This window comes from Streptomyces sp. NPDC051364 (genome assembly GCF_040682115.1).
GTDB lineage: Bacteria > Actinomycetota > Actinomycetes > Streptomycetales > Streptomycetaceae > Streptomyces.
In genome coordinates this window covers 76,229-96,557 of sequence record NZ_JBFBAH010000009.1, presented here as the reverse complement: position 1 = coordinate 96,557, position 20,329 = coordinate 76,229, and the positions used below count along the sequence as shown (strand labels likewise).

At 72.2% G+C, this 20,329-nt stretch carries 17 protein-coding genes; 6 read left to right on the top strand and 11 right to left on the bottom strand.

Annotation, left to right across the window (positions count from 1 at the left end):
• From AB0M76_RS20730 to AB0M76_RS20710, 5 genes are all read right to left on the bottom strand, one after another.
• The gene (locus AB0M76_RS20730; RefSeq protein WP_365954232.1) at positions 1–1,434 is read right to left on the bottom strand and encodes a glycoside hydrolase family 16 protein; all 1,434 of its coding nucleotides are present in this window, start codon (positions 1,432–1,434) and stop codon (positions 1–3) included.
• Positions 1,435–1,634: 200 nt separating this feature from the next.
• Complete coding sequence (locus AB0M76_RS20725; RefSeq protein WP_365954231.1) at positions 1,635–2,693, bottom strand: ABC transporter permease; 1,059 nt, start codon at positions 2,691–2,693, stop codon at positions 1,635–1,637.
• A gap of 38 nt (positions 2,694–2,731) precedes the next feature.
• Positions 2,732–4,282 (bottom strand): sugar ABC transporter ATP-binding protein, encoded by a 1,551-nt coding sequence (locus AB0M76_RS20720; RefSeq protein ID WP_365954230.1) that lies wholly within the window; start codon positions 4,280–4,282, stop codon positions 2,732–2,734.
• The gene (locus AB0M76_RS20715; RefSeq protein WP_365954229.1) at positions 4,282–5,343 is read right to left on the bottom strand and encodes a substrate-binding domain-containing protein; all 1,062 of its coding nucleotides are present in this window, start codon (positions 5,341–5,343) and stop codon (positions 4,282–4,284) included. Before AB0M76_RS20715 ends, AB0M76_RS20720 begins: the two co-directional genes overlap by 1 nt.
• 67 nt (positions 5,344–5,410) lie before the next feature.
• Complete coding sequence (locus AB0M76_RS20710) at positions 5,411–6,937, bottom strand: NPCBM/NEW2 domain-containing protein (RefSeq protein WP_365954423.1); 1,527 nt, start codon at positions 6,935–6,937, stop codon at positions 5,411–5,413.
• A gap of 479 nt (positions 6,938–7,416) precedes the next feature.
• Between AB0M76_RS20710 and AB0M76_RS20705 the strand changes: the two genes are divergently transcribed.
• Positions 7,417–8,241: a DeoR/GlpR family DNA-binding transcription regulator gene (locus AB0M76_RS20705; RefSeq protein ID WP_365954228.1), complete on the top strand. Its 825-nt coding sequence runs from the start codon at positions 7,417–7,419 to the stop codon at positions 8,239–8,241.
• On the top strand, positions 8,238–9,296 hold the full coding sequence (galT, locus tag AB0M76_RS20700; protein WP_365954422.1) for a galactose-1-phosphate uridylyltransferase: 1,059 nt from the start codon (positions 8,238–8,240) through the stop codon (positions 9,294–9,296). Before AB0M76_RS20705 ends, galT begins: the two co-directional genes overlap by 4 nt.
• Positions 9,297–9,322: 26 nt before the next feature.
• Here the strand turns inward: galT and AB0M76_RS20695 are convergent, their stop codons facing one another.
• Entirely contained in the window at positions 9,323–9,763 is a 441-nt protein-coding gene (locus AB0M76_RS20695; protein ID WP_365954227.1) for a MarR family transcriptional regulator, read from the bottom strand.
• Positions 9,764–9,900: 137 nt separating this feature from the next.
• On the opposite strand from AB0M76_RS20695, the gene AB0M76_RS20690 reads away from it, so the two are divergent.
• Positions 9,901–11,415, top strand: coding sequence for an MFS transporter (locus tag AB0M76_RS20690; protein WP_365954226.1), 1,515 nt, complete (start codon positions 9,901–9,903; stop codon positions 11,413–11,415).
• A gap of 117 nt (positions 11,416–11,532) precedes the next feature.
• Here the strand turns inward: AB0M76_RS20690 and AB0M76_RS20685 are convergent, their stop codons facing one another.
• Positions 11,533–12,291 carry a hypothetical protein gene (locus tag AB0M76_RS20685; RefSeq protein ID WP_365954225.1) on the bottom strand — a complete coding sequence of 253 codons (759 nt, stop codon included), beginning with the start codon at positions 12,289–12,291 and terminating at the stop codon, positions 11,533–11,535.
• Between the two features lie 211 nt (positions 12,292–12,502).
• Here AB0M76_RS20685 and AB0M76_RS20680 point away from each other — a divergent pair, with 211 nt between their 5' ends.
• Positions 12,503–13,324, top strand: coding sequence for a lipase family protein (locus tag AB0M76_RS20680; RefSeq protein ID WP_365954224.1), 822 nt, complete (start codon positions 12,503–12,505; stop codon positions 13,322–13,324).
• Positions 13,325–13,369: 45 nt separating this feature from the next.
• On the opposite strand, the gene AB0M76_RS20675 is transcribed toward AB0M76_RS20680, so the two are convergent.
• On the bottom strand, positions 13,370–13,585 hold the full coding sequence (locus AB0M76_RS20675; RefSeq protein WP_365954421.1) for a DUF6204 family protein: 216 nt from the start codon (positions 13,583–13,585) through the stop codon (positions 13,370–13,372).
• Between AB0M76_RS20675 and AB0M76_RS20670 the strand changes: the two genes are divergently transcribed.
• Positions 13,580–14,281, top strand: a complete 702-nt coding sequence (locus AB0M76_RS20670; RefSeq protein ID WP_365954436.1) for a hypothetical protein — start codon at positions 13,580–13,582, stop codon at positions 14,279–14,281. The genes AB0M76_RS20675 and AB0M76_RS20670 overlap by 6 nt on opposite strands.
• Before the next feature lie 194 nt (positions 14,282–14,475).
• Positions 14,476–16,233, top strand: a complete 1,758-nt coding sequence (locus tag AB0M76_RS20665) for an Ig-like domain-containing protein (RefSeq protein WP_365954223.1) — start codon at positions 14,476–14,478, stop codon at positions 16,231–16,233.
• A gap of 54 nt (positions 16,234–16,287) precedes the next feature.
• Here AB0M76_RS20665 and AB0M76_RS20660 read toward each other — a convergent pair whose 3' ends face one another.
• The 3 genes from AB0M76_RS20660 to AB0M76_RS20650 all read right to left on the bottom strand — a co-directional run bounded on the left by AB0M76_RS20660 (position 16,288) and on the right by AB0M76_RS20650 (position 20,132).
• Positions 16,288–17,187, bottom strand: coding sequence for a pirin family protein (locus tag AB0M76_RS20660; protein WP_365954222.1), 900 nt, complete (start codon positions 17,185–17,187; stop codon positions 16,288–16,290).
• A 106-nt stretch (positions 17,188–17,293) separates the two neighbouring features.
• Positions 17,294–17,944, bottom strand: a complete 651-nt coding sequence (locus AB0M76_RS20655) for a hypothetical protein (RefSeq protein WP_266660731.1) — start codon at positions 17,942–17,944, stop codon at positions 17,294–17,296.
• Positions 17,945–18,059: 115 nt separating this feature from the next.
• Positions 18,060–20,132, bottom strand: coding sequence for an RICIN domain-containing protein (locus AB0M76_RS20650; protein ID WP_365954221.1), 2,073 nt, complete (start codon positions 20,130–20,132; stop codon positions 18,060–18,062).
• Positions 20,133–20,329: the final 197 nt, after the last annotated feature.

Sequence of the window (20,329 nt, the reverse complement as noted above, 5' to 3'; positions counted from 1 at the left end):
TCAGTGGCCGAAGCCGAACCAGTTGACGTTCACGTAGTCGGCGCCCTGGCCACTGGTGAAGGTCAGGTAGACGTCGTGCGTGCCGGTGACGGCGCTGATGTTCGCCGGGACGGTCCTCCAGCTCTGCCAGCCGCCGGTGTTCGCGACCGAGAAGCTGCCGATCGGCGGGCCGGTACGGCTGTCCAGCCGGACCTCGACGAGCCCGCTGACCCCGCCGGCCGCCCCGCCGGCGACCCGTCCGTAGAACTGCTTTGCCGCGGTGGAGCCGAAGTCGACGCCCCTGTACAGGGCCCAGTCGCCGTTGGCGATCGTGCTCAGGTTCTGGCCGCCGCCGGTGTCGGTGGTGGTCTCCTTGGCCAGCCCGGCCTGGCCGTCGTACGACTCGGCCTCGATGGTGCCGTACGCGTCGCGGTGGCCGGACGGGGGTGTGGTGGGCGGCGTCGTGGGGGGTGTGGTGGGGGGCGTGGTCGGCGGGGTCGTGCCGCCCGTCGACTGCAGTACGGACACGTAGTCGACGCCCATCGAGTAGCCGGGCTGGGTGCCCGCGTCGGGTCCGCCGCCGAAGGCGTCCGGGAAGCCGCCGCCCATGGCGACGTTCAGGATGATGAAGTAGCCGTGGTTCGTGGCGTTGGTCCAGGTGGCGGCGTCGACCTGGTTCGCCCGCACGGTGTGGAAGGTGTTCCCGTCGACGGAGAAACGTATCTCCTCGACAGCGGTGGACCGGTCCCACTCCGCGGCGTACGTGTGGAAGCCGTCCTGGCAGCTGGTGCCCGGGCAGACGCGCTGGCCGCCGATGCCGGAGGTCTCGTTGCACGGGCCGCCGGGGCTGGTGCCGCAGTGCAGCGTGGCCCAGACGTTGTCGATGCCCTGGACGTTCTCCATGATGTCGATCTCACCGATGCCGGGCCAGTTCCACCAGTTGCCGCGGTAGGGCGCGCCCAGCATCCAGAACGCCGGCCAGTAGCCCTTCGCCGCCGCTCCCGTGACGTTCGGCATCTGTATCCGGGCCTCGGTGCGCAGCTTTCCGCCCGCCGGGGGCTGGAAATCGGTGCGCCGGGTCTCGATGCGGCCGGAGGTCCAGTTGCCGGCGGCGTCCCGGCGCGGGGTGATCCGCAGGTTCCCGGCGCCGTCGAGGGAGACGTTCGCGGTGCTCGAGGTCATCGTCTCGACCTCGCCCGTACCGAAGTTGGCGGGCCCGCCGGGGTAGCTGGTCCCGGTGGTGTACTGCCAGTCGGCGGTGTTCACGCCGGAGCCCGCGGCCCCGTTGAAATCGTCCAGGAACACCTGGGACCAGCCCGCCGGGGGCGGGGGAGCGGCGGCGCTGGCGGGCAGGGTGACCACGGCGGCGGCCGCCGCGGCCACGGCCATCGCGCTGAGCGCGGCGACGACGGCCCGGCGGACGGTCGACCGTTTTCTACCGGATGTGTGACGCATGGGTGTGCCCTCTCTCGGGGGAGTGGCCCGCTGGCTGAGAGCGCTCTCACGTGGAGCCGCTGGCCACTGTGCTCCCGGTGTCCACCGGCGTCAAGACTTCGAACCGCCAACGCCCATATGGGCAGGTGGAGTTCAATGCTTGAAAGGTGGTGTGGGGACGGGCCGCGCGAGCGCCGGCGCCCCCGTGCGTGCGGGCCCCGTCAGGTGGGCAGGCCCACCGCCCGCTCCCCGGCGCGCCGCTTCTGGATCACGACGGCCACCACCAGCAGGGCGCCCTGGGCGACGTTCTGCCAGAAGGGGTTGACGCCCTGTACGGTCAGGCCGTTGTCCAGCGCCCCGAGCAGCGTGATGGCGAGCAGGGTCCCGCCGACCCCGCCCTTTCCGCCCGCCAGGAGGCAGCCGCCGAGGGCGGCGGCCGTGATCGCCTTCAGCTCGAGGCCCTCGCTGCCGGAGACGGGGTGGCCGAATCCGGTCCGGGCGGTGAGCAGGACGCCGGCGACCGCGGCGACCACCCCCGCCAGGCCGTAGACGGCGATCAGGTACTTGTTGATGTTGATCCCGGCCAGCCGGGCGGCGGTGTCGTTCCCGCCGATCGCGTAGATGTTGCGGCCGATGTCGGTCGACTTGAGCAACAGGTGGATGGCGAGGGTGACCACGGCAAGCACCCACAGCAGCACGGGGATTCCGGCGATCGAACCGTTCGCGAGGAAGACGAACACGTCGTCGTTGCTGACGTACCCCTGCGCCGCGCCCTTGGACAGCAGCTGCGCGACCCCCTTGTACGCGGCGAGGGTGGCCAGTGTCGCGATGACCGGGTTGACCCGGCCGAAGACGATGACGGCGCCGTTGAGGAGCCCGGCCAGCAGGCCCGCACCGAGCGCGGCGGCGATGCCGAGCAGGGCACTCCCGCCGGTGGAGGTGAAGACCATGGCGGAGACCACGGAGGCCACGCCGACCTGCGAGCCGACGGAGATGTCCAGCGCGCCGCAGATGATCACCACGGTCTGGACGAGGGCGAGCAGCCCGGAGATGGTCACCGCGTCGCCGATGACCTTGATGTTGGCCCAGGTGAGATAGGCGGGGTTGAGCCAGCCGAAGAGGGCCAGCACCAGCACCAAGGCACCGATCAGGCTGAGGTTCTGGCCGCCGACGGAGCCGAGAATCGAGCCGATCCGCTGTCGGCGGCCCGCTGCCGGCCCGCCGCCCTGGTCGGTGGCGGCCGGAGTGCCGCCCGTCTTGTCGGCCGTCCCCTCGGACATGCCGCCTCCTGCGGTCGCCGTGTTCGCTGTGTCCGCGTTCACTCCGCTCCTCCGTTGCCCGTCGCTGTGGTGGTGAGGTCGTCGGCCATCGCCAGGGCGAGGACGGCCTCCTCGGTGGCCTCGGACCGGTCGAGCTCGCCGGTGATCCGGCCGCCCTGCATCACCAGCACCCGGTCGGCCAGCCCCAACACCTCCGGCAGCTCCGAGGAGATGACCAGGAGCGCCACCCCGGCTTCCGCGAGGTCCGCGATGATCCGGTAGATCTCGGCCTTCGCGCCGACGTCGATGCCGCGGGTGGGCTCGTCGAGGATCAGTACGGCCGGCCGGCGGGCCAGCCAGCGGGCGAGCACCACCTTCTGCTGGTTGCCGCCCGAGAGCGTGCGCACCTCCCGTTCCACGGAGGGTGTGCGTACGCGCAGCCGGCCGGTGTACTCGCGGGCGAGCTCCTGCTCTGCCGCCCGGCGTACGAAGCGCAGTCGGCGCAGCCGGTCCAGCACGACCAGTGCGATGTTGTCGCGGACCGACCGGTCGAGGAACAGCGCCTGCGCCTTGCGCTCCTCCGGCGCGAGGCCGATGCCCGCGCGTATCGCGTCGGACGGCCGGCGCAGCCGCAGTTCCGCGCCCTGCACCGAGACCGTCCCACCGCGCAGCGGGAGGTCGCCGATCAGGGCGCGGGCCAGCTCGGAGCGCCCGGCGCCGACCAGCCCGGCCAGGGCCACCACCTCACCCGCCCGGACCTGGAGGCTGATCCCGCGCACGTCGTCGGTCGTGACCTCGCGTACGTCCAGGACGACCCGGTCGGTGGCCACGTGCGGGCGGGCGAACACCGTGGAGAGGTCCCGGCCGACCATCATCCGTACGATGTCCCCCTCGTCCGTGGCGTCGGCGGCCTTGACGCCGACCAGCGCCCCGTCGCGCAGGACGGCCACCCGGTCGGCCAGCCGGAAGATCTCCTGCATGCGGTGGGACACGTAGACGACGGCGAGGCCCTGTGCGCGCAGTCTGCGGATCAGCGTGAACAGGGCCTCCACCTCGTGCTCGGAGAGCGAGGAGGTGGGTTCATCGAAGGCCACCACCTTCGCCTCGCCGGTCAACGCTCTAAGGATCTCGACCAGTTGGCGCTGAGCCGGGGTGAGGGCGATGCCGGGGGCGTCCGCGTCGAGGACGTGTCCGAAGCCGATCCGGACCAGGTCCTCCCGGAGCCGGCCGCGCAGGGCCGCCCGGTCGAAGCGGCGGCCGGCGCGGGTGGGCAGGGCGCCGAGGTAGACGTTCTCGGCGACCGTGAGGTGCGGGACGATCTCCGGCTCCTGGGGGATGAGCCGGATGCCGGCCGCCCGGGCGTCGGCCGGGGAGCGCAGCCGCACCTCGGCGCCGTCGACGTGGACCGTGCCGGAGTCGGCCGGGTGGTCACCGCAGACGATCTTCAGCAGGGTGGACTTGCCCGCGCCGTTCTCGCCCATCAGCGCGGTGACCGAGCCGGCCGGGAAGTCCAGGCTGATGTCGCGCAGCGCCGGGACCCCGGCGAAGCTCTTGGCGACCCCGGCCACGCGCAGTCCGGCGGCCATCACGGGGGCGGGGGCGGGGGCCATCACTTGCAGCCGAATCCGGCGTCCCGCCAGGTGCCCGCGTCGACCATCCTGGTCGGGGCGAAGGCCTCGGGGGCGAACTCCGTACCGTTCTTGAGCCGGTCGTACATGGCCTGGACGGCCAGCTTGCCGACCTCGTCGCCGGGGATGTAGAGCGCGGCCTTCATCCCGTTGTCGGCGCCCGCCTGCCAGTCCTTGCAGGCCAGATAGGCGCCCAGGCCGACACCGACGATGTCCGCGCCCTTGACGCCCGCATTGTTCAGGCCCTTGACCCCGCCGGAGACGTTCTCGTCGTTGCAGCCCATGACCACCCAGTGTTTGACCCCCTGGTTGGCCGTCACCGTCGCCTCGACCTTGGCCTGCGCGCCCGCCGGGGTGTTGTCCGTACCGAGCTCGATCGTCTGGACCTCGGGGCCGCCGGCCTCCTTCCATGCGGCCTTGGCGCCGTTGATCCGGTCGGTGCAGACGGTGGTGTCCTGCTTCCAGGCGTAGACGATCCGGGTGTCCGCCGGGGTCCAGCCCGTCTTCGCGAACTCGGCCGCGGCCCGCTTGCCGACTTCGCCGCCCATCTGGGTCCCCGAGAAGCCCACGCGCGCCACGAGATCGGCCTTTCCGCAGGCCGCGGGCTTGGGCCCGCTGACGCACACCTGGTCGTCGGAGGTGAGCAGCGGGATGCCCGCCTTCTTGGCCTCGGCGGCGACCTGTGGGCCGACCGCCGACTCCGGCACGACGATGATGATGCCCGAGTTCTTCTGTGCGATCGCCGACTTGACCTCGGTGATGGTCTTCGAAGCGTCGTTGCCGAGGTTGACCACGGTGAGCTTGATGCCCAGCTCGTCGGCCTTCTTCTTGGCGCCCGCGGCCTCGGAGACGAAGTACTCCTGGTCGCCCTGCTTCTGGAGGTAGGCGATGGATATCGGGCCGTCCGTCTTCTTGCCCGTTCCCGTTCCCGTTCCTGCTCCCTGGGCGGGGGCGGGCTTGCCGGAGGAGCAGGCCCCCAGGGTGAGCGCCAGCGCGAGGGCGCCGGTCAGGGCGGCTCCGCGGCGATACCGGATCTTGGACATGTACGTGTGCTCCCTCATCGGGCCGGGTCGGCGGATCGGCGGAACGGCAAGTCGGCAGGCCGACAGGTCAGTTGCAGGTGAGCCGGGGCGCTGCCCAGTCCGCGTGGTCGTAGTCGATGCCGTTGCCGCCGTCGGTGACGACGAGCCTCAGCGTCTGGCCGCCGGTCAGGTCGGCGGTGAGTTTCCTGGCCGCGTCCGCCGTGGTGACGACACCGCTGTCCGCGACCTTGGTGGTGTCCCGGTAGATGTGGAAGGCGACTGCACCGGTACGAGAACTCTCGTCGTCGACGCCGACGTCCACTGTCAGAGCGGTGCACCTGCCGCCGAGGTGGTAGGTCACGGTGCCGGCTGCATGGACGCCCAGGCCCTTGGCGTACGTGGCGCCGCCCACGGTCAGTGTCCTGCCGTCGCCGCCGGCCTGCTCGCCGTTGCTCCGGTCCTTCTCCACCGGGCCCCAGCCGCTGCTCGCACCCGTCCAGGGCAGGTCGGACAGGTGGGAGGTGCCGGCCGGCGGGAGCGGCGCCGGTCCCGGGGTGATCCGGTAGACGACGGTGGCGTGCGGGGCGACCGACGCGCTGATGGTGCCGCTGGTGTTGGTCGAGGCGGCTTTGGTCCACAGCTCCTTGAGGGTGTAGGGGGCGCGGTTGCCGATGCCGAGGGCGTCGGTCCTGGCGGAGATCGTGGCGGTGGAACCGGTCTCGTTCGTCAGGGAGAGCGCCCGGTCGCCGTTCGCCAGCTCCTTGGCCATCACCACCAGGCCGCCCGAGCTGGAGACCACCGTGCCCTGCTTGCCCAGGGCGTCCTGGTCCAGGGCGATGACATCGGGGTTGGAGAGGATGTCGAAGGTCTCGGCCGTCGCCTTGCGCAGGTCGCTGCCGATCAGCAGCGGCGCCGACATCATCGACCAGAGGGTGAAGTGCGTGCGGTACTCGGTGGCGGTCATCCCGCCGTTGCCGACCTCGAGCATGTCCGGGTCGTTCCACCGGCCGGGGCCCGCGTACGGGGCGAGCGGCTGGTTCTTGTGCGCGATCCCGATCATCGAGGACCAGCTGTCGCCGATGTCCCCGGTGGTGCGCCACAGATGGCCGAGACTCGACGCCCAGGTCCACGGCTGGTTCTCGCCCCACTCGCACAGCGAGAAGACGATCGGACGGCCCGTCCTCTTCAGCGCGTCGGCCATGTCCGTGTACCGCTTCTTCGCGTCCACGCCCTGGTTGTTGCAGTTGTCGTACTTGAGGTAGTCGACGCCGAACGCGGCGAACAGGTTGGCGTCCTGCTGCTCGTGGCCGAGGCCGCCGGGGAAGCCCGCGGTGTCGCAGGTCTTGGTGCCAGCGCTGGTGTAGATGCCGAACTTCAGGCCCTTGGAGTGCACGTAGTCCGCGAGGGCCTTGATCCCGTCGGGGAAACGGACCGGGTCGGCGACGAGGTTGCCCGAGGCGTCGCGGTTCGGCAGGGCCCAGCAGTCGTCGAGGTTGACGTACTGGTAGCCGGCGGCCTTGAGGCCCGTGGCGACGAAGAGGTCGGCGATGCCCTTGACCATCGCCTCGTTGAACTCGGCCCTGCAGTGGGTGGAGTTCCAGTTGTTGAAGCCCATGGGCGGGGTCAGCGCCTGGCCGTCGGGGACGGCGGCGGCGGGGGAGGCGGCCGCGACCACGGCGGTACCGGCCAGCGCGGCGGCCCCCGCCGCCGGGGCCAGTAAGGGCAGGGCCGCGAGCGCCGCGGTCAGGCGGCGGGCGACGGCGCTTCGTAACGTGTGCACAGACGGCTCCTGGGGGGAGTGGGGCCCGGGGAATCCGGGAGAGCGTGTGCGGAAATGCGCCCTGACGGTGCGTCGGCCCCGCAGAAGTCCTCAGGAACGAACGGACTCCAACGGGAAGGCCCACATCACACTGCCGCCGCAGGGACATGTCAAGATGGCGGACTGCGCCGATCCGCCGCCGTATCAGCGGCCATCGGGCCCCAACTGCACGTTTGTCGGGGTCTGTTGACTTCTGTTGGATCGGTCAGGATGCTTCTGTCGTCCGGGGACACGGGTACCCCAGTGCCCCAGTGCCCCAGGAGAGGAACCGCCGCATGGCCGATCCCGGCAGTCTGCTGGCCCATCAGCGCCGCGCCCTCATCCTCGACGAGGTCCGCCGGCGCGGCGGGGTGCGCGTGAACGAGCTGACCCGCTCCCTGAACGTCTCCGACATGACCGTCCGCCGCGACCTGGACGTCCTCGAGCGCGAGGGCCTGCTGCGCAAGGTGCACGGCGGAGCGGTGCTCGGCGACGAAGCCAGCAGCCACGAGCCCGGGTTCGAGGCCAAGTCGGAATGGGAGACGGCGGCGAAGCACGCCATCGCCAAGGCGGCGGCCGCCCTCGTGGCACCGGGGTCGGCCATCGCCCTGTCCGCCGGGACCACGACCCACGCGCTGGCCCGGGAGCTCACCGAGGTCACCGACCTGACGGTGGTCACCAACTCGGTCCGCACGGCCGAGGTCTTCGAGGCCGCCCGCCGGACCGGCAGCGCCGCGAGCACCACCACCGTGATCCTCACCGGCGGCATCCGCACCCCGTCGGACGCCCTCGTCGGGCCCATCGCCGACCAGGCCATCCGGTCGCTGCACGTCGACCTGCTCTTCCTCGGCTGCCACGGCCTGGGCACCGACACCGGGCTGACCACGCCCAACCTCGCCGAGGCGGAGACCAACCGGGCCTTCCTCCGCTCCGCGCGGCGCACCGTGCTCCTCGCCGACCACACCAAGTGGTCGACCGTGGGGCTCACCACCTTCGCCGCCCTGGAGGAGGTCGACGTACTGGTCACCGACTCCCTTCCGCAGGAGGAGGCCGCGGCGGTCACCGAGCGGGTCGGCGAAGTGCTGCCGGCCGCCGGTCCCGCGCAGGAGCGCCCGTGGTGAGGAAGACCCGTACGACCCTGTCCGACGGGCGCGAGCTGATCTACTACGACGCCGAGGATGCTGCCGAGGCCGCTGCCGAGACTGCTGCCGGGGGACCTGTACGCGACCACGCCGACGCCCGCGGCCTGCCGCCCACCGCGACGCTCTCCGAGCGGCGCCACGACCGGCTCCTCGACGAGTGGGTGGTGATCGCCTCACACCGCCAGGGCCGTATCCACCTGCCGCCCGCGGACCAGTGCCCGCTCTGCCCGTCGGCCCCCGGCCGGCCCACCGAGATACCGGCTCCCGACTACCAGGTCGCGGTCTTCGAGAACCGTTTCCCCGCCCTGTCCGGACCGGGCGGCGGCCGCTGCGAGGTCGTCTGCTTCAGCCCCGACCACGAGGCCTCGTACGCCGACCTCGGGCCGGCCCAGGTCCGTACGGTCCTCGCGGCGCTGTCCGACCGCACCGCCGAGCTCGCCGGACTCCCCGGCGTGGAACAGGTGTACTGCTTCGAGAACCGGGGCCCCGAGATCGGTGTCACCCTCGCCCACCCGCACGGCCAGGTCTACGCACTGCCCGTCCTCACCCCGCGCACCCGGCGCATGCTGGACGCCGTCTCCCGCCACCGCGCGGCCACCGGGCGCAACCTCTTCGACGAGGTCCGCGACGAGGCGCTGGCCGACGGCCGCCGGGTGGTGGTCGCGGGGGAGCACTGGAGCGCGTTCGTACCGGAGGCCGCGCGCTGGCCGTACGAGGTGCACCTCTACCCGCACCGGCGCGTCCCCGACCTGCCCGCCCTGACCGAGGCCGAGCAGGCCGAGCTCGTCGGCCTCCAGCTGGATCTGCTGGGCCGTTTCGACCGGCTCTTCCCCACGCCGGCCCCGTACATCTCGGCCTGGCACCAGGCCCCCGTACGCACCGGCCGGGACCTGTACGCACTCCACCTGGAGCTGTTCACCACCCGGCGGGCCGCCGACAAGCTCAAGCACCTGGCCGGGACCGAGTCCGGGATGGGCCAGTTCATCAACGACATCGCCCCCGAACGCGCGGCCGCGACACTGCGCGAGGCCTGACGCCGGCGGAGCATGCACCCTATGTGTCAGGCGTCCTTCTCCATGGTCGGGCGCAGGCGTTCCAGCAGGGCGTAGAGCGTCGCGCTCTCGGTCGCGTCGAGGGTGTCGAGCGCGCCGTGCGTGGCCTGCATCTCCTCGCGGACGCGCCGGATGATCTCGCGGCCCGCGTCCGTCGCCACGACGTTCTTGACGCGGCGGTCGGCGGGGTCGGGTTCGCGGCGCACGAGCTCACGGGCCTCCAGCCGGTCCACGATCCCGGTGACGTTCGATGCGTCACAGACGAGGAGGGTGGCGAGGCCGCGCATCGGCAGCGGGCCGTCGAGCTGGGCGAGGACGCGGGCCTGCGTGGAGGTCAGGCCGTAGTGGGCCGCCGCGGCCGCGAAATCGCGCCACTGGGCGGTTCCGATGGCGGCGAGCAGTTCCAGGAGCTGGAGCTTGGTGGGGGTGCGGGGGGTGGTGGCGCTCATGCCGTCGAGCGTACCCGGGTGGTTGACATTGTCAATTGTTTACTTGACCTCCTTAACTATCGACGTTTACCGTCTGCAGAGTTACTTGATGACATCAAACATCTGCGATCTGAAGCACTAAGAAGGTCCTGCCAGACATGAGCACCGCCGCCCCCATCCCCGCCGAGGCCAAGACCAGGAACGAGACGGTCATCGTCTTCGCCCTGAGCCTTGCCGCCATGGTCGTGTCGATGATGCAGACCCTGCCGGTCCCGATCCTGGGCCTCATCCGCACCGACCTGGGCACCTCGACCGCCAACGTGAGCTGGGTGACCACCGCCACGCTGCTGTCCGCCGCCGTCTTCACCCCGCTGCTCGGCCGCTTCGGCGACCAGCACGGCAAGAAGCCCACGCTGGTGGCCGTGCTCGGCGTCATGGTCGTCGGCTCCGTCGTCGCCGCCGTCGCGACCTCGCTCCCGCTGCTGATCCTGGGCCGCGTCCTCCAGGGCGCCGCCACCGCGATCTTCCCGCTCGCCCTGTCGGTACTGCGCGAGGAAGTCCGCCCGCAGAAGCTCCCCGGCGCGATGGCCCTGGTCAGCGGCACCCTCGCCTTCGGCAGCGGCCTGGCGCTCGTCGCCACCGGCCTGCTCACGTCCGGCTCCGACGCCGACTACCGCAACGCCTTCTGGATGGCGACGGGCTTCGCGACCCTCGCCCTGCTCGCCGTCGCCTTCCTGGTCCCCGCGACCCGGCACAAGACCGGCGGCCGCACCGACTTCCTCGGCGCGCTGACCCTCGGCATCACCCTCCTGCTGCTCCTGCTGCCCATCTCGCAGGGCCACGAGTGGGGCTGGACCTCCGGCCGTACGCTGGGCAGCTTCGCCGGCGCCGTCGTCATGACCGCCGTCTGGGTCTTCACGGAGCTCAAGGTCAGCGAGCCGCTCGTGGACATGCGGATGTTCGTCCACCGCCCGGTGCTCATGGCCAACCTGGCCGGCATCCTCGTCGGCTTCGGCATGTTCGCGAACTTCCTGGGCGTCTCCTACCTCGTCCAGATGCCGGAGAAGCTCACCGGCTACGGGTTCGACGCGTCCATCCTGCGTGCCTCCGTGCAGTTCCTGCTGCCCGGCGCGATCGTCTCGCTGCTCGCCTCGCCCGTCGGCGGCCAGCTGGTCCGCCACCGCGGTCCGCGCGTGGCCCTCGGCCTGGCCGCCGCACTCGGCGCCGTGGGCTTCGGCTGGCTCGCGCTCGACCACCAGCACAGCTTCTCGGTGATCGGTGCAGGCCTGGTCGTCGGCGCTGCCGTCAGCTTCGGCTACGCGGCCATGCCCGCCGTCATCATGGCGAGCGTCCCGCACCACCAGAGCGGCATCGCCAACGGCATCAACTCGATCTCCCGCTCCACCGGCAGCGCGATCGGCAGCGCCATCGTCACCACGATCCTGGCGTCGAAGACCATCGAGCACCTGCCCGCCGGGGTCCCGGCCCTGCCCGCCGAGTCCGGCTTCACCCTCACCTTCTGGATCGGGGCCGTCGCCTTCGCCCTGGTCGCGGTCATCAGCTGGACCGGCCTGCGCGGAGCGCACGGACCGCGCACCGTCGAGGTGAGCACGCCCGCCGCCGCGAAGGCGACGGAGAAGGAGTCCCAGCCGGAGCCGGCCGAAACCGTCTGACCCGGCACCCCTCGAGGGGACGGCGCCGCTTGCGGATGCCGTCCCCTCGTCTGCGTGCTGTCCTGTCCCCGTGGACAGGGGCCGCCACCGGGCGGCGGGGAGGGGCCTGACGCCGCACTAGGAAGCCGAAGCGGCGTTCCCCTTGGCGAACTTCTCCCACTGCCCGGCGACGATCTCCTGCGGCACCCCGCCGAAGTCCTTGGTGTCGATGACGTCGGACCGGAACGCGAGCGTGACCGACCCGGAGCGGACCAGCGTGAGGTACTTGTACAGCGAGATGCCCGGGTCCTTCACGTCCTGCGTCACGATGCGGTAAGCGCGCGCCTCGTCGCCCAGCGCCGGAGCCTGGACCGGCTCCACCTTGAGCACCTTCGCCTCGGCGAGCGCACGGTCCTCCGTATAGCCGCCGGCGCACCGGCCGCCCGCGTCCGCCAGCGACTTCACGGCGGCGGCCGCGGCGCCGGCGTCGCGGTACGAGCGCAGCAGGATCTCGGTGCCCACCGCCTGGAACTGCCCCGGGACGCTCACCTTGGCGTAGGCCTGGGCCGTGTGGCCCGCCTTGCCAAGACTGGTCAGCGGCTGGCAGGCCGCCGGCCGGGCCTCGTAGAGCTCGCTCATCGGCTCGTCGAGCAGCGGCTCCCTGACCTCGTACGGGCCGAACTTCTCGCCCTCCGCGACGACGAGCTCCTTGAGCCGCTCCACGCCCGGCCCCGGCGTACCGCTCGGGCTCGCGGCGGCGCTGCCGGCCGGCGCACCGGCCGCGGCTTGTCCGGTCGTGGGGCCGCTGCATCCGGCCGTACCCGCCAGCAGTGCGGCGGCGCCGATGACGGCCCCTGCCGCGCGCCGGAACCGCTGCTTGTTCCCCACCCTGTACATGTGCTGCCGTCCCCCGAGGTCATGTAGAAAACGCGATTATCGCAGGCTGCAGCGGTGTCCCGGGCGGGTCGGACGCCTCCGGGGCCATGCCCAAGGCCGCCGTACGGGTGAACCCCGCGCGCGTCAGGAGGCCGGGCCGGGGCGTAGGCGGTACGACGGAGTCCCGGTTGATCGGCGCAGGGCCGTCGGCCGCTGCGCGAAGGGGAGAACGGTGCCGGCTCCGAAGGCGTTCGATCACCAAGCCCGCGACTACAGCCCGCAGCTCGCGTACTGGATGGCGCGGTCGGCCGCGCTGGCCTACCAGGACGAGGCCCGGATCGAGGTCGAGGCTCGCGCGTGGGGCTTCGACCAGGTACGCCACCACCACACCCGGTTCACCCCGCCGTTCCCGCTGGAGGACACCCAGGCCTTCACGATGGCCGGCGACCACATGATCGTCGTCGCGTTCCGCGGCACCGAACCCGCGCAGCTGAAGGACTGGCTCTCCGACGTCACCACGCCGCCGTGGCCGGGCCCGGCCGGGACGGGATACGTCCACTACGGCTTCGCCCAGGCCCTTCAGTCCGTCTTCCCCGAGGTCGCGAAGGGGATCACCGAGCTCCGGGACCGCGGACAGACCGTCCTCCTCTGCGGCCACAGCCTCGGCGGCGCGCTGGCGATGCTCACCGGAGCCCGCCTCCACCTCGAGGACCCGAGGCTGCGCGCCGACGGCGTCTACACGTACGGCCAGCCCCGCACCTGCGACCGGCTGCTGGTCAAGGCGTACAACACCGCGTTCAGCAAGCGCATGTACCGCTTCGTCAACAACAACGACATCGTGCCGCAGCTCCCGCCGGAGCCGGTCTTCCACCACGTCGACGCCCTGCGCTACATCGATGCGGACGGCAGGCTGCGCGAGGCAATGCCGATGCTGCAGTCGCTGGGCGACCGGGCCAAGGGGATGACCGCCGATCTGCTCGCCCCCGCGAGCGACGGGGTGAAGGACCACTCGATCCTTCGCTACGTCGGCGCGCTGGAGAAGAACATCCCCTGACGGTTCAGGCGTTGCCGCGGGCGGCCGCCTGGCGCCGGCGCTTGCTCAGCGGGGCCAGCGAGAGGTCCTGGGCCCGGGAGGGAGGCGCTTGAAGGCGTAGCCGCGCTCGCTGAGCCGGCTCTCGGCCGCCGGCTCGGCGCGGGCCGTCGCGTCGAGGATGTCCTCCTCGGCCTCCCCCGAGTCGAGGAAGCGGAAGGTGAAGAACGGGCCGAAGGCCAGGTCGTACCCGAGGTGGCCCTCGGCGGTGTAGGCCGCGTGCAGGACCTCGTGCTCCGGCGCGGCAGCGAGCAGCTCGGCGTGCTGGTCGGCGGTGTCATGAACAAGATCGCCGGACCCACCACCAGCGGAACGGTGGGCCTGGTCGTCGCGACCTGTCCGGCCAACACGCGCCTGATCGGCGGCGGCGCCCGGATCACCCCGGCCGGCGTCGGCAGCCTGAAGCCGATCGCCAGCCACCCCACCTTCAACGACTCCGGACACGCCTTCGGCCAGAAGGCCGCGGCCGACGGTGAGACCAACCCCGACTCCTGGGCCGCGGTCGGCTGGAACGGCGGCGGAGGCGACAGCAGCAACACGACGTACGCCTACGCCATCTGCAGCGGCAACAACATCGACATCAGCGGCACCACCGTGAAGGTCCGCTTCAGCGAGGCGAGCGGCCCGACCTCGGCGACCACCGGCCAGACCCTGACGGTCGGCTGCGGCCAGAACGACGGGAAGCTGGTCAGCGGGGGCGCCGCCATCAGCGGCGGCAGCGTGACGACCACCAACTTCACGGGCCCGGGCTCCGTCGGCGACCACCTCAACGGCAGCTACCCCAGCGACTCCGGCGGCACCCCCGTCGGTGACGGGACCACCACCGCCTCGTACTGGACGGCGTTCACCCACACCGGGGGCGGCAGCTCGCCGAGCACGTACTCCGACGTCTGGGCCCTCTGCGCCAACGACGGCGTCTGACAGATCGCCTGACACGGCGTCCGATACGGCGCGTCCGATACGGCGCGTCCGATACGGCGCGTCCGATACGGCGTCCGGTACGGCATCGACCCCGATCGGCGGGCTGGGCACGGCATGCACCCTGCCCGCCCGCCGGTCACCCCATCCCACCTCGGTCACCCGTCAGCAGGCCCGGAGAGGCAGCGTCACTTCCCATGAACCGCCGTTTGACCCCAGGCTCCACCCCGCGCGCGACCCCTCGTACGCGCATATCCACATCGAAGACGGCGATCGTGCTCAGCGCGACCGGCCTGCTCGCCGCCGTCCTCGTACCCTTCGCCGCCGCAGACCCGGCGGCCGCGCCCTCGCCCTGCGGCTCCGGCGGGGTCTTCACCGCCTCGCCGCCCACCTGTACGTACGCCACCGCGGGGACGGACACCTTCACGGTGCCGGACGGGGTCGGCGCGATCAGCGTCGACCTGTTCGGCGCCGAGGGCGGCAGCGCGGCCGGCTTCGTCTCCCCGAACCCGCCGAACACCGGAGCTCCGGGCGGACTCGGCGGCGAGACCCGCGCGACCCTGGCCGTGAGCGCCGGGCAGAGCCTCCAGATCACCGTCGGCTCGCTCGGCAGCTCCGGCACCTCCCGGCACGGCGAGTACGCCCGGCCCGGTGGCACCGGCCACGGAGCCGGCGGCGGTGGCGCGCACGGCGGCGGAGGCTCCGGCGGCGGCGGTTCCGACGTACGGGCCGGCTCCTTCGGCCCCACCGACCGGATCCTGGTCGCGGGCGGTGGCGGGGGCGCGGGCAACGGCGGCCCGCTGCTGCACGGCGGCAACGGCGGCGGCCCCGAAGCGCAGGACGGCGGCGAGGGCGGCGGCCCGGCCGGCTCCGGTGCCGCCGGCCGTGGCGGCACACAGACCGCCCACGGCGCCCGCAACCCGAACTCCGCCCAGGGCGGCCCGGGAGTGGCCGGCGGCGACATCGACCCCAACACCGGGCAGCCCAACCCCGGAAGCGGCGGCCCCGGCGGCAACGGCGGGCAGGGCGGCAACGGCGGCGGCGGCGGGGGCGGCGGCTACTTCGCCGGCTCGGGCGGCTCCGGCGGCGGCAACATCGGCGACCTCTACGGCGCCGGCGGCGGCGGGGGCAGCAGCTTCGCGGCGCCGTCCGCGACCGACGTCTCCCTCCTCCAGGGCGTGAACCGCGGCAACGGCAAGGCGGTCGTCTCCTTCCGGTACGGGACGACGCTCTCACTCACCGCGGACACGAACACCCCGTTGTTCGGGCATGCGGTCACGCTCACTGCGGCCGTCGACCCGGCGAACCCCACCGCGGGAACCCCGGGCGGGACGGTCACCTTCTCCGAAGGGACGAAGCAGCTGGCGACGGTGCCGCTGACGGGCGGCCGGGCCGAGTTCCGGACCAGCGCCCTGCGCCCCGGCGCCCAACCGGTCACCGCCACCTACAGCGGTGACCAGGCGAACGCAGCGAGCGCCACGGCGGGAGCCACGGACGGCACGGTCGGATTCAGCCGGCCGTGCATCACGGCGGCCCACGGCGGCCCGCTGACCGTGGCCACCGGCGAGTCGCTCTGCATCGCGCCCGGCGGCAGCCAGACCGGCCCGGTCACGATCCGCTCCGGCGGGGCGCTGGCCGTGACGGACGCCGAGCTCACCGGGCCCGTCTCCGCCGACGGCGCCCTGGCCGTAGCGTTCTGCGGGTCGAAGCTCACCGGCCCCGTCACCGTCGGCCGGACCACCGGCTCCGTGCTGATCGGCTCGGACGATGCCGCCGCAGGCTGCGCGGGCAACACGGTCCGGGGCCCGGTGAGCCTGAACGGCAACACCGGAGGTGTCGAATTCTCTGCCAACACGGTCGTCGGCCCGCTGCGCTGCGACGCCAACGTCCCGGCCCCGCAGCAGGGCGACAACACGGTGGAGGGCCCGCGCTCCGGCCAGTGCCGACAGCCGTGAGCCGCTGACCACGGCAGGACAGGGCCGCCCCGGTCGGGGCGGCCCTGTCCCGTCTCAGATGTCGATGTGCCCCATCAGGCCGTGCTGGTAGTCCAGCTGCGCCTGGCGGATCTCGGCGGCGGTGTTCATGACGAAAGGGCCGCTGCGGGCGACGGGCTCGCCGATCGGCTCGCCGGCCAGGACCAGCACCTCGGCCGCATCGCCGGGAGCCTCGACCGTGAAGCGCTCCGCGTCCCGGCCGAGGATCGCGAGATGGCCGTCGGGGAGCCGGGCGTCGGGGGTCGCGGCGGTCCCGGACAGCACGTACAGCATGGCGTTGTGCCCGGCCGGGACGGTGAACTCGGCGCGGCCGCCGGCCCTGAGGCGGGCGTGTACGACGAGCACCGGGGTGTGGGTCTCGAACGGACCGCTGACTCCGTGCGTGGTGCCGGTGATCACGGTGAGCTCGGCGCCGCCGTCCTCGGTGGCGACCGTGGGGATGTCGCCGGGGGCGGAGCCGTACTGGACCCGCGGGGGCGTCGCCTTGAGCCGGGCCGGCAGGTTCACCCAGATCTGCAGCAGGTGCTGCGGGCCGCCCTCGGCGAGCAGTTCGGGGGTGGGGCGGGCGAGGTGGACGAGCCCCGACCCGGCGGTGAGCCACTGCACCTCGCCGGGGTTCATGACGCGCTTGTGCCCCTCGGAGTCGATGTCCTCCATCGCGCCTTCAATGACGTACTGGATCGTCTCGAAGCCGCGGTGCGGGTGCGGCGGCGCGCCCTTGGCCTCGCCCGGGCCGAGCACGTGCGGGCCGACCTGGTCGACCATCAGGAAGGGGTCGACCAGCGGCAGTTCCGGCTGCGGGAACGGGCGGCGGACCGGGAAGCCCTCGCCCTCGAAGGTGTGGAAGGGGCGGACGACGCGGGTGGTGGAGCGCACGGCGGCGGTGGTGATGTCCATGTACCGAATGAACGGCACGGCGAATTCCACTGTCAACGCGGACCTGTTTGGTTGTCAGGTCGCACCGACGGCTTCGGCCACCCGTCTCCCGTCCCCCTCGCTCGTCGCCCCTTTTCCGTGGACCTCAGCGCCTGCGGGCCCGGGCGCGCCGCAGCAGCACACCGGCGGCGGCGCCGGCCAGGGCGATCACGGCCACACCCGCCGTGGTCCACCAGACGGTGCTGTCCTCGCCTTCGCCGGCCGGGGCCGCGGACACGTCGCTCGCAGGCGACGGGCTCTGCGCCTGCCCGGTGGCCGGCGACGCGGACGACACGGGCGGGACCGACGCAGTGGAGGGCGCGGACGGCGCGGCTGCGCTCGGCGTGCCCGCGGACGGCGCCGGGTCGACCACCGGTACGGCGATCTCCTTCTCCCCGTGGCCGAGGGACGGGAACCCCACGTCGACGGTGACCTTCCAGTTGCCGGGCGGCAGTACCTCGGCCGTGCTCCAGCCGGTGCGCGTGCCGGGGTCGCGGACCAGCCGCCAGGGGCCCATCGTGCGGGAGCCGTCGGGGCTGGCCGAGTTCACCGTGGCGGCGACCGCCTCCTCGATGGCGTCCCCGTCGTTCTCCCAGGTGATCTCGGTGGTGACATGGCCCTCCCGCTGCCCGGTGACCACGACCTTGACGGTGTCGCCGTGGGCGTGGGCGGCGGTGGGCACGGCCAGGGCCTGGGCGAGGAACAGGAACAGGAAGCCGAGTCCGGTACGGACCGGGAAGGCGGGGCGTGTACGCATCGTTGGGTGCTCCTGGTGCGGTGGGATGCGATGAGCTGTGGTGCGGAGATGAGGGGGCCGGTGGACGGCCGCGCAGGGCGGCCGTCCACCGGCGGAAGGCGTTCGATCCGGCAGGTCAGCCGACCTTCTGGACCGTCCACACCTGGGACGCGCGGCCGTCCGCGCGCTGGAGGTCGAGCAGCCAGGCGCCGTAGTACGGGCGGCTGCTCACGGTCAGGGCGTAGCCGCCGCTCGCGTCGGTGACGGTCACACCGCCGCCGCGGGACGCCAGCTTCCACTGCTGCGCGGAGTTGCCGCCGCAGGGCTGCTGCGCGATCCACATGCCGGCGGCCGGAGCGCCGCCCGTCTGCAGGCACTTGCCGGAGACGGCGGACTTGATGCGGACGAGCCCGCCGCCCGCGTCCTCGAAGAGCCACTGCTGCTGGGCGTAGCCGTTGGAGCGGCCTCCGACGAGTACCGTGCCGTCGGCGCTGCGGCCGCCCCACAGCTCGGCGGCCATGCCGGTGCTGCCGTTGCCGAGCGTGTAGCGGGCACCGGGGGTGGTGGTGCCGCCGCCCGCGCCGGTGGTACGGAAGGCCGTGGTCGGGCCGGCTCCGCTGTCACGGCCGGAGCCGTCGCGGACCGAGACGGCGACCTTGTACTCCGTACCGGGCTGGAGGTTGTAGATGCGCAGGGCCTGCGACTGGACCCAGGTCAGGTGCTTGCCGTTCAGCAGGACCTGGTACCAGGCGGCACCGTCGACCTTCGGCCAGCTCACCACGACGGAGTTCGACTGGATCTGCGCCGCCGTCACCTTCGGGCCGCCCGTGGGCTTCTTGGTCGGCGTCGGGGTCGGCTTCTTCGTGGGGCTCGGCGTGGGCTTCGGGTTCGGGTCGGGGTTCGGGTTGCCGCCCTTGCCCTTCATCAGGAACTGGTTGTCGGCGATGTTCCAGTGCGTGGCCAGGTAGCTTCCGGCCTTGGGGTTGGTGTGGAAGTAGTCGTCGTGGTTGCAGTCCAGGATGTTCTCGGCGGCCTGGTTGGTGCACACGTTGCGCATCTGCGGGTAGTACGGGGTGTCCGAGTAGCACATGACGTCCCACTCGTCCGTGCAGTGGGCGCCGCGGCTGGTGTTGGGGGCGCTGTTGTTCACCGCGCCGAGGTTGTGGCCGAGTTCGTGCGCCGCGGTGTGGCCGCCCCAGCAGCCGGAGTCCGTACGGCCGTAGGAGGGGCCGAAGTTGCTCTGGTTGTCCTGGCCGGGCCGCTCGTCGCCCGCGAAGGTGCCGATGCCGCAGTAGACCTGGGTGTCCGAGAAGATCATGTACTTGCGGTCGCGGCGGTCGAGGCCCTTGCCGGCGAGCGCGTTGTTGGTCGCGCTGAACTCGGAGAGGGCGTTCGCCGGGAGCTCGATGTTGAGCACCGTCGGCGTGCAGTCCGCGGCCGTGACGAAGCGGATGTGGCGGACGCCGCCGGTCTCCTGTGCGCTCGTCGAGTAGATGAGGTCGGCGTCGGCCGCCCACTTGCGGAACGAGGCGAGGTACTCGGAGTAGCGGTCGCGGTCGGAGCCGTGGACGTACACGACCTGGACGCGGTTGCCGGTGCTGCCGTCACCGTCGCACTGGACGGTCTGGCCGGCGGGACCGGCGGCGACGGCCTGGCTGCCGCCGGACGCGGCGGGCGCGGGCGCGGCGGAGGGAGCCCCCTTGGCGGAGCCGGCGTCGGCGGCGGGCGCGTCCTGAGGACGCCCGCTGCCTTCCGCGGCGGCCGCTTCGCCGGCCTCCGGCTTCGCCGGGTCGGCGGCCGGGGCCTTCGTCTTCACGACGGGGGCGACGTCGGCCTTGATGTCGACGTCCTTCGGCGGGGCGTCGGGGCCGTGCGTGCAGAGCCCGGCCTCCGTGCGGTAGACGCCGACGCAACGGTCGCCCTTCGGCGCAGCCTTGAGGCCGTCGAAGACCATGCCCTTGGTGGTCTCGTTGGCGGGCTCGCCCACGATGGGCGCCGGCTCCGCGTCATGGGCCGGTGCGGCGGCCTGCACGAAGGTGTCCGCGGCCGCTTCGGCCTCTGCGGACGTCCCTGCCTGGGCGTTGTCCCCGAGCCCGGAGTAGGCGAGACCGCCCGCTATCACCGCCGCCGTGGCCATGGCGGCGGTGAGGAGTATCAACCGGCGCGGTTTGCGCCGGTGTTCGCGCTGCTTCCTGCGATGTCTAGTCATGCGCACCTCAAATCCTTGGTCGGAGGAGTGGGTGCGCGGAAGCCTGCCAGATGGGCGCGGTGGAGAATTCGGACAAACGGGAATGGGGTCCGAGATATCAGACTGTTACCTGCTCGCCTGATTTGATGAACAGTCAGTTCGCTTAAAAATTAGGGGAGTTACGCGCGTAGGCCGTTAATGGTCCAGGCCATTTTAAG

What these genes read in the sequence shown, in the direction of transcription:
- AB0M76_RS20730 (WP_365954232.1), bottom strand. Translation starts at nt 1,434, where the DNA reads ATGCGTCACACATCCGGTAGAAAACGGTCGACCGTCCGCCGGGCCGTC.
- AB0M76_RS20725 (WP_365954231.1), bottom strand. Translation starts at nt 2,693, where the DNA reads ATGTCCGAGGGGACGGCCGACAAGACGGGCGGCACTCCGGCCGCCACC.
- AB0M76_RS20720 (WP_365954230.1), bottom strand. Translation starts at nt 4,282, where the DNA reads ATGGCCCCCGCCCCCGCCCCCGTGATGGCCGCCGGACTGCGCGTGGCC.
- AB0M76_RS20715 (WP_365954229.1), bottom strand. Translation starts at nt 5,343, where the DNA reads ATGTCCAAGATCCGGTATCGCCGCGGAGCCGCCCTGACCGGCGCCCTC.
- AB0M76_RS20710 (WP_365954423.1), bottom strand. Translation starts at nt 6,937, where the DNA reads ATGGGCTTCAACAACTGGAACTCCACCCACTGCAGGGCCGAGTTCAAC.
- AB0M76_RS20705 (WP_365954228.1), top strand. Translation starts at nt 7,417, where the DNA reads ATGGCCGATCCCGGCAGTCTGCTGGCCCATCAGCGCCGCGCCCTCATC.
- AB0M76_RS20695 (WP_365954227.1), bottom strand. Translation starts at nt 9,763, where the DNA reads ATGAGCGCCACCACCCCCCGCACCCCCACCAAGCTCCAGCTCCTGGAA.
- AB0M76_RS20690 (WP_365954226.1), top strand. Translation starts at nt 9,901, where the DNA reads ATGAGCACCGCCGCCCCCATCCCCGCCGAGGCCAAGACCAGGAACGAG.
- AB0M76_RS20685 (WP_365954225.1), bottom strand. Translation starts at nt 12,291, where the DNA reads ATGTACAGGGTGGGGAACAAGCAGCGGTTCCGGCGCGCGGCAGGGGCC.
- AB0M76_RS20665 (WP_365954223.1), top strand. Translation starts at nt 14,476, where the DNA reads ATGAACCGCCGTTTGACCCCAGGCTCCACCCCGCGCGCGACCCCTCGT.
- AB0M76_RS20655 (WP_266660731.1), bottom strand. Translation starts at nt 17,944, where the DNA reads ATGCGTACACGCCCCGCCTTCCCGGTCCGTACCGGACTCGGCTTCCTG.
- AB0M76_RS20650 (WP_365954221.1), bottom strand. Translation starts at nt 20,132, where the DNA reads ATGACTAGACATCGCAGGAAGCAGCGCGAACACCGGCGCAAACCGCGC.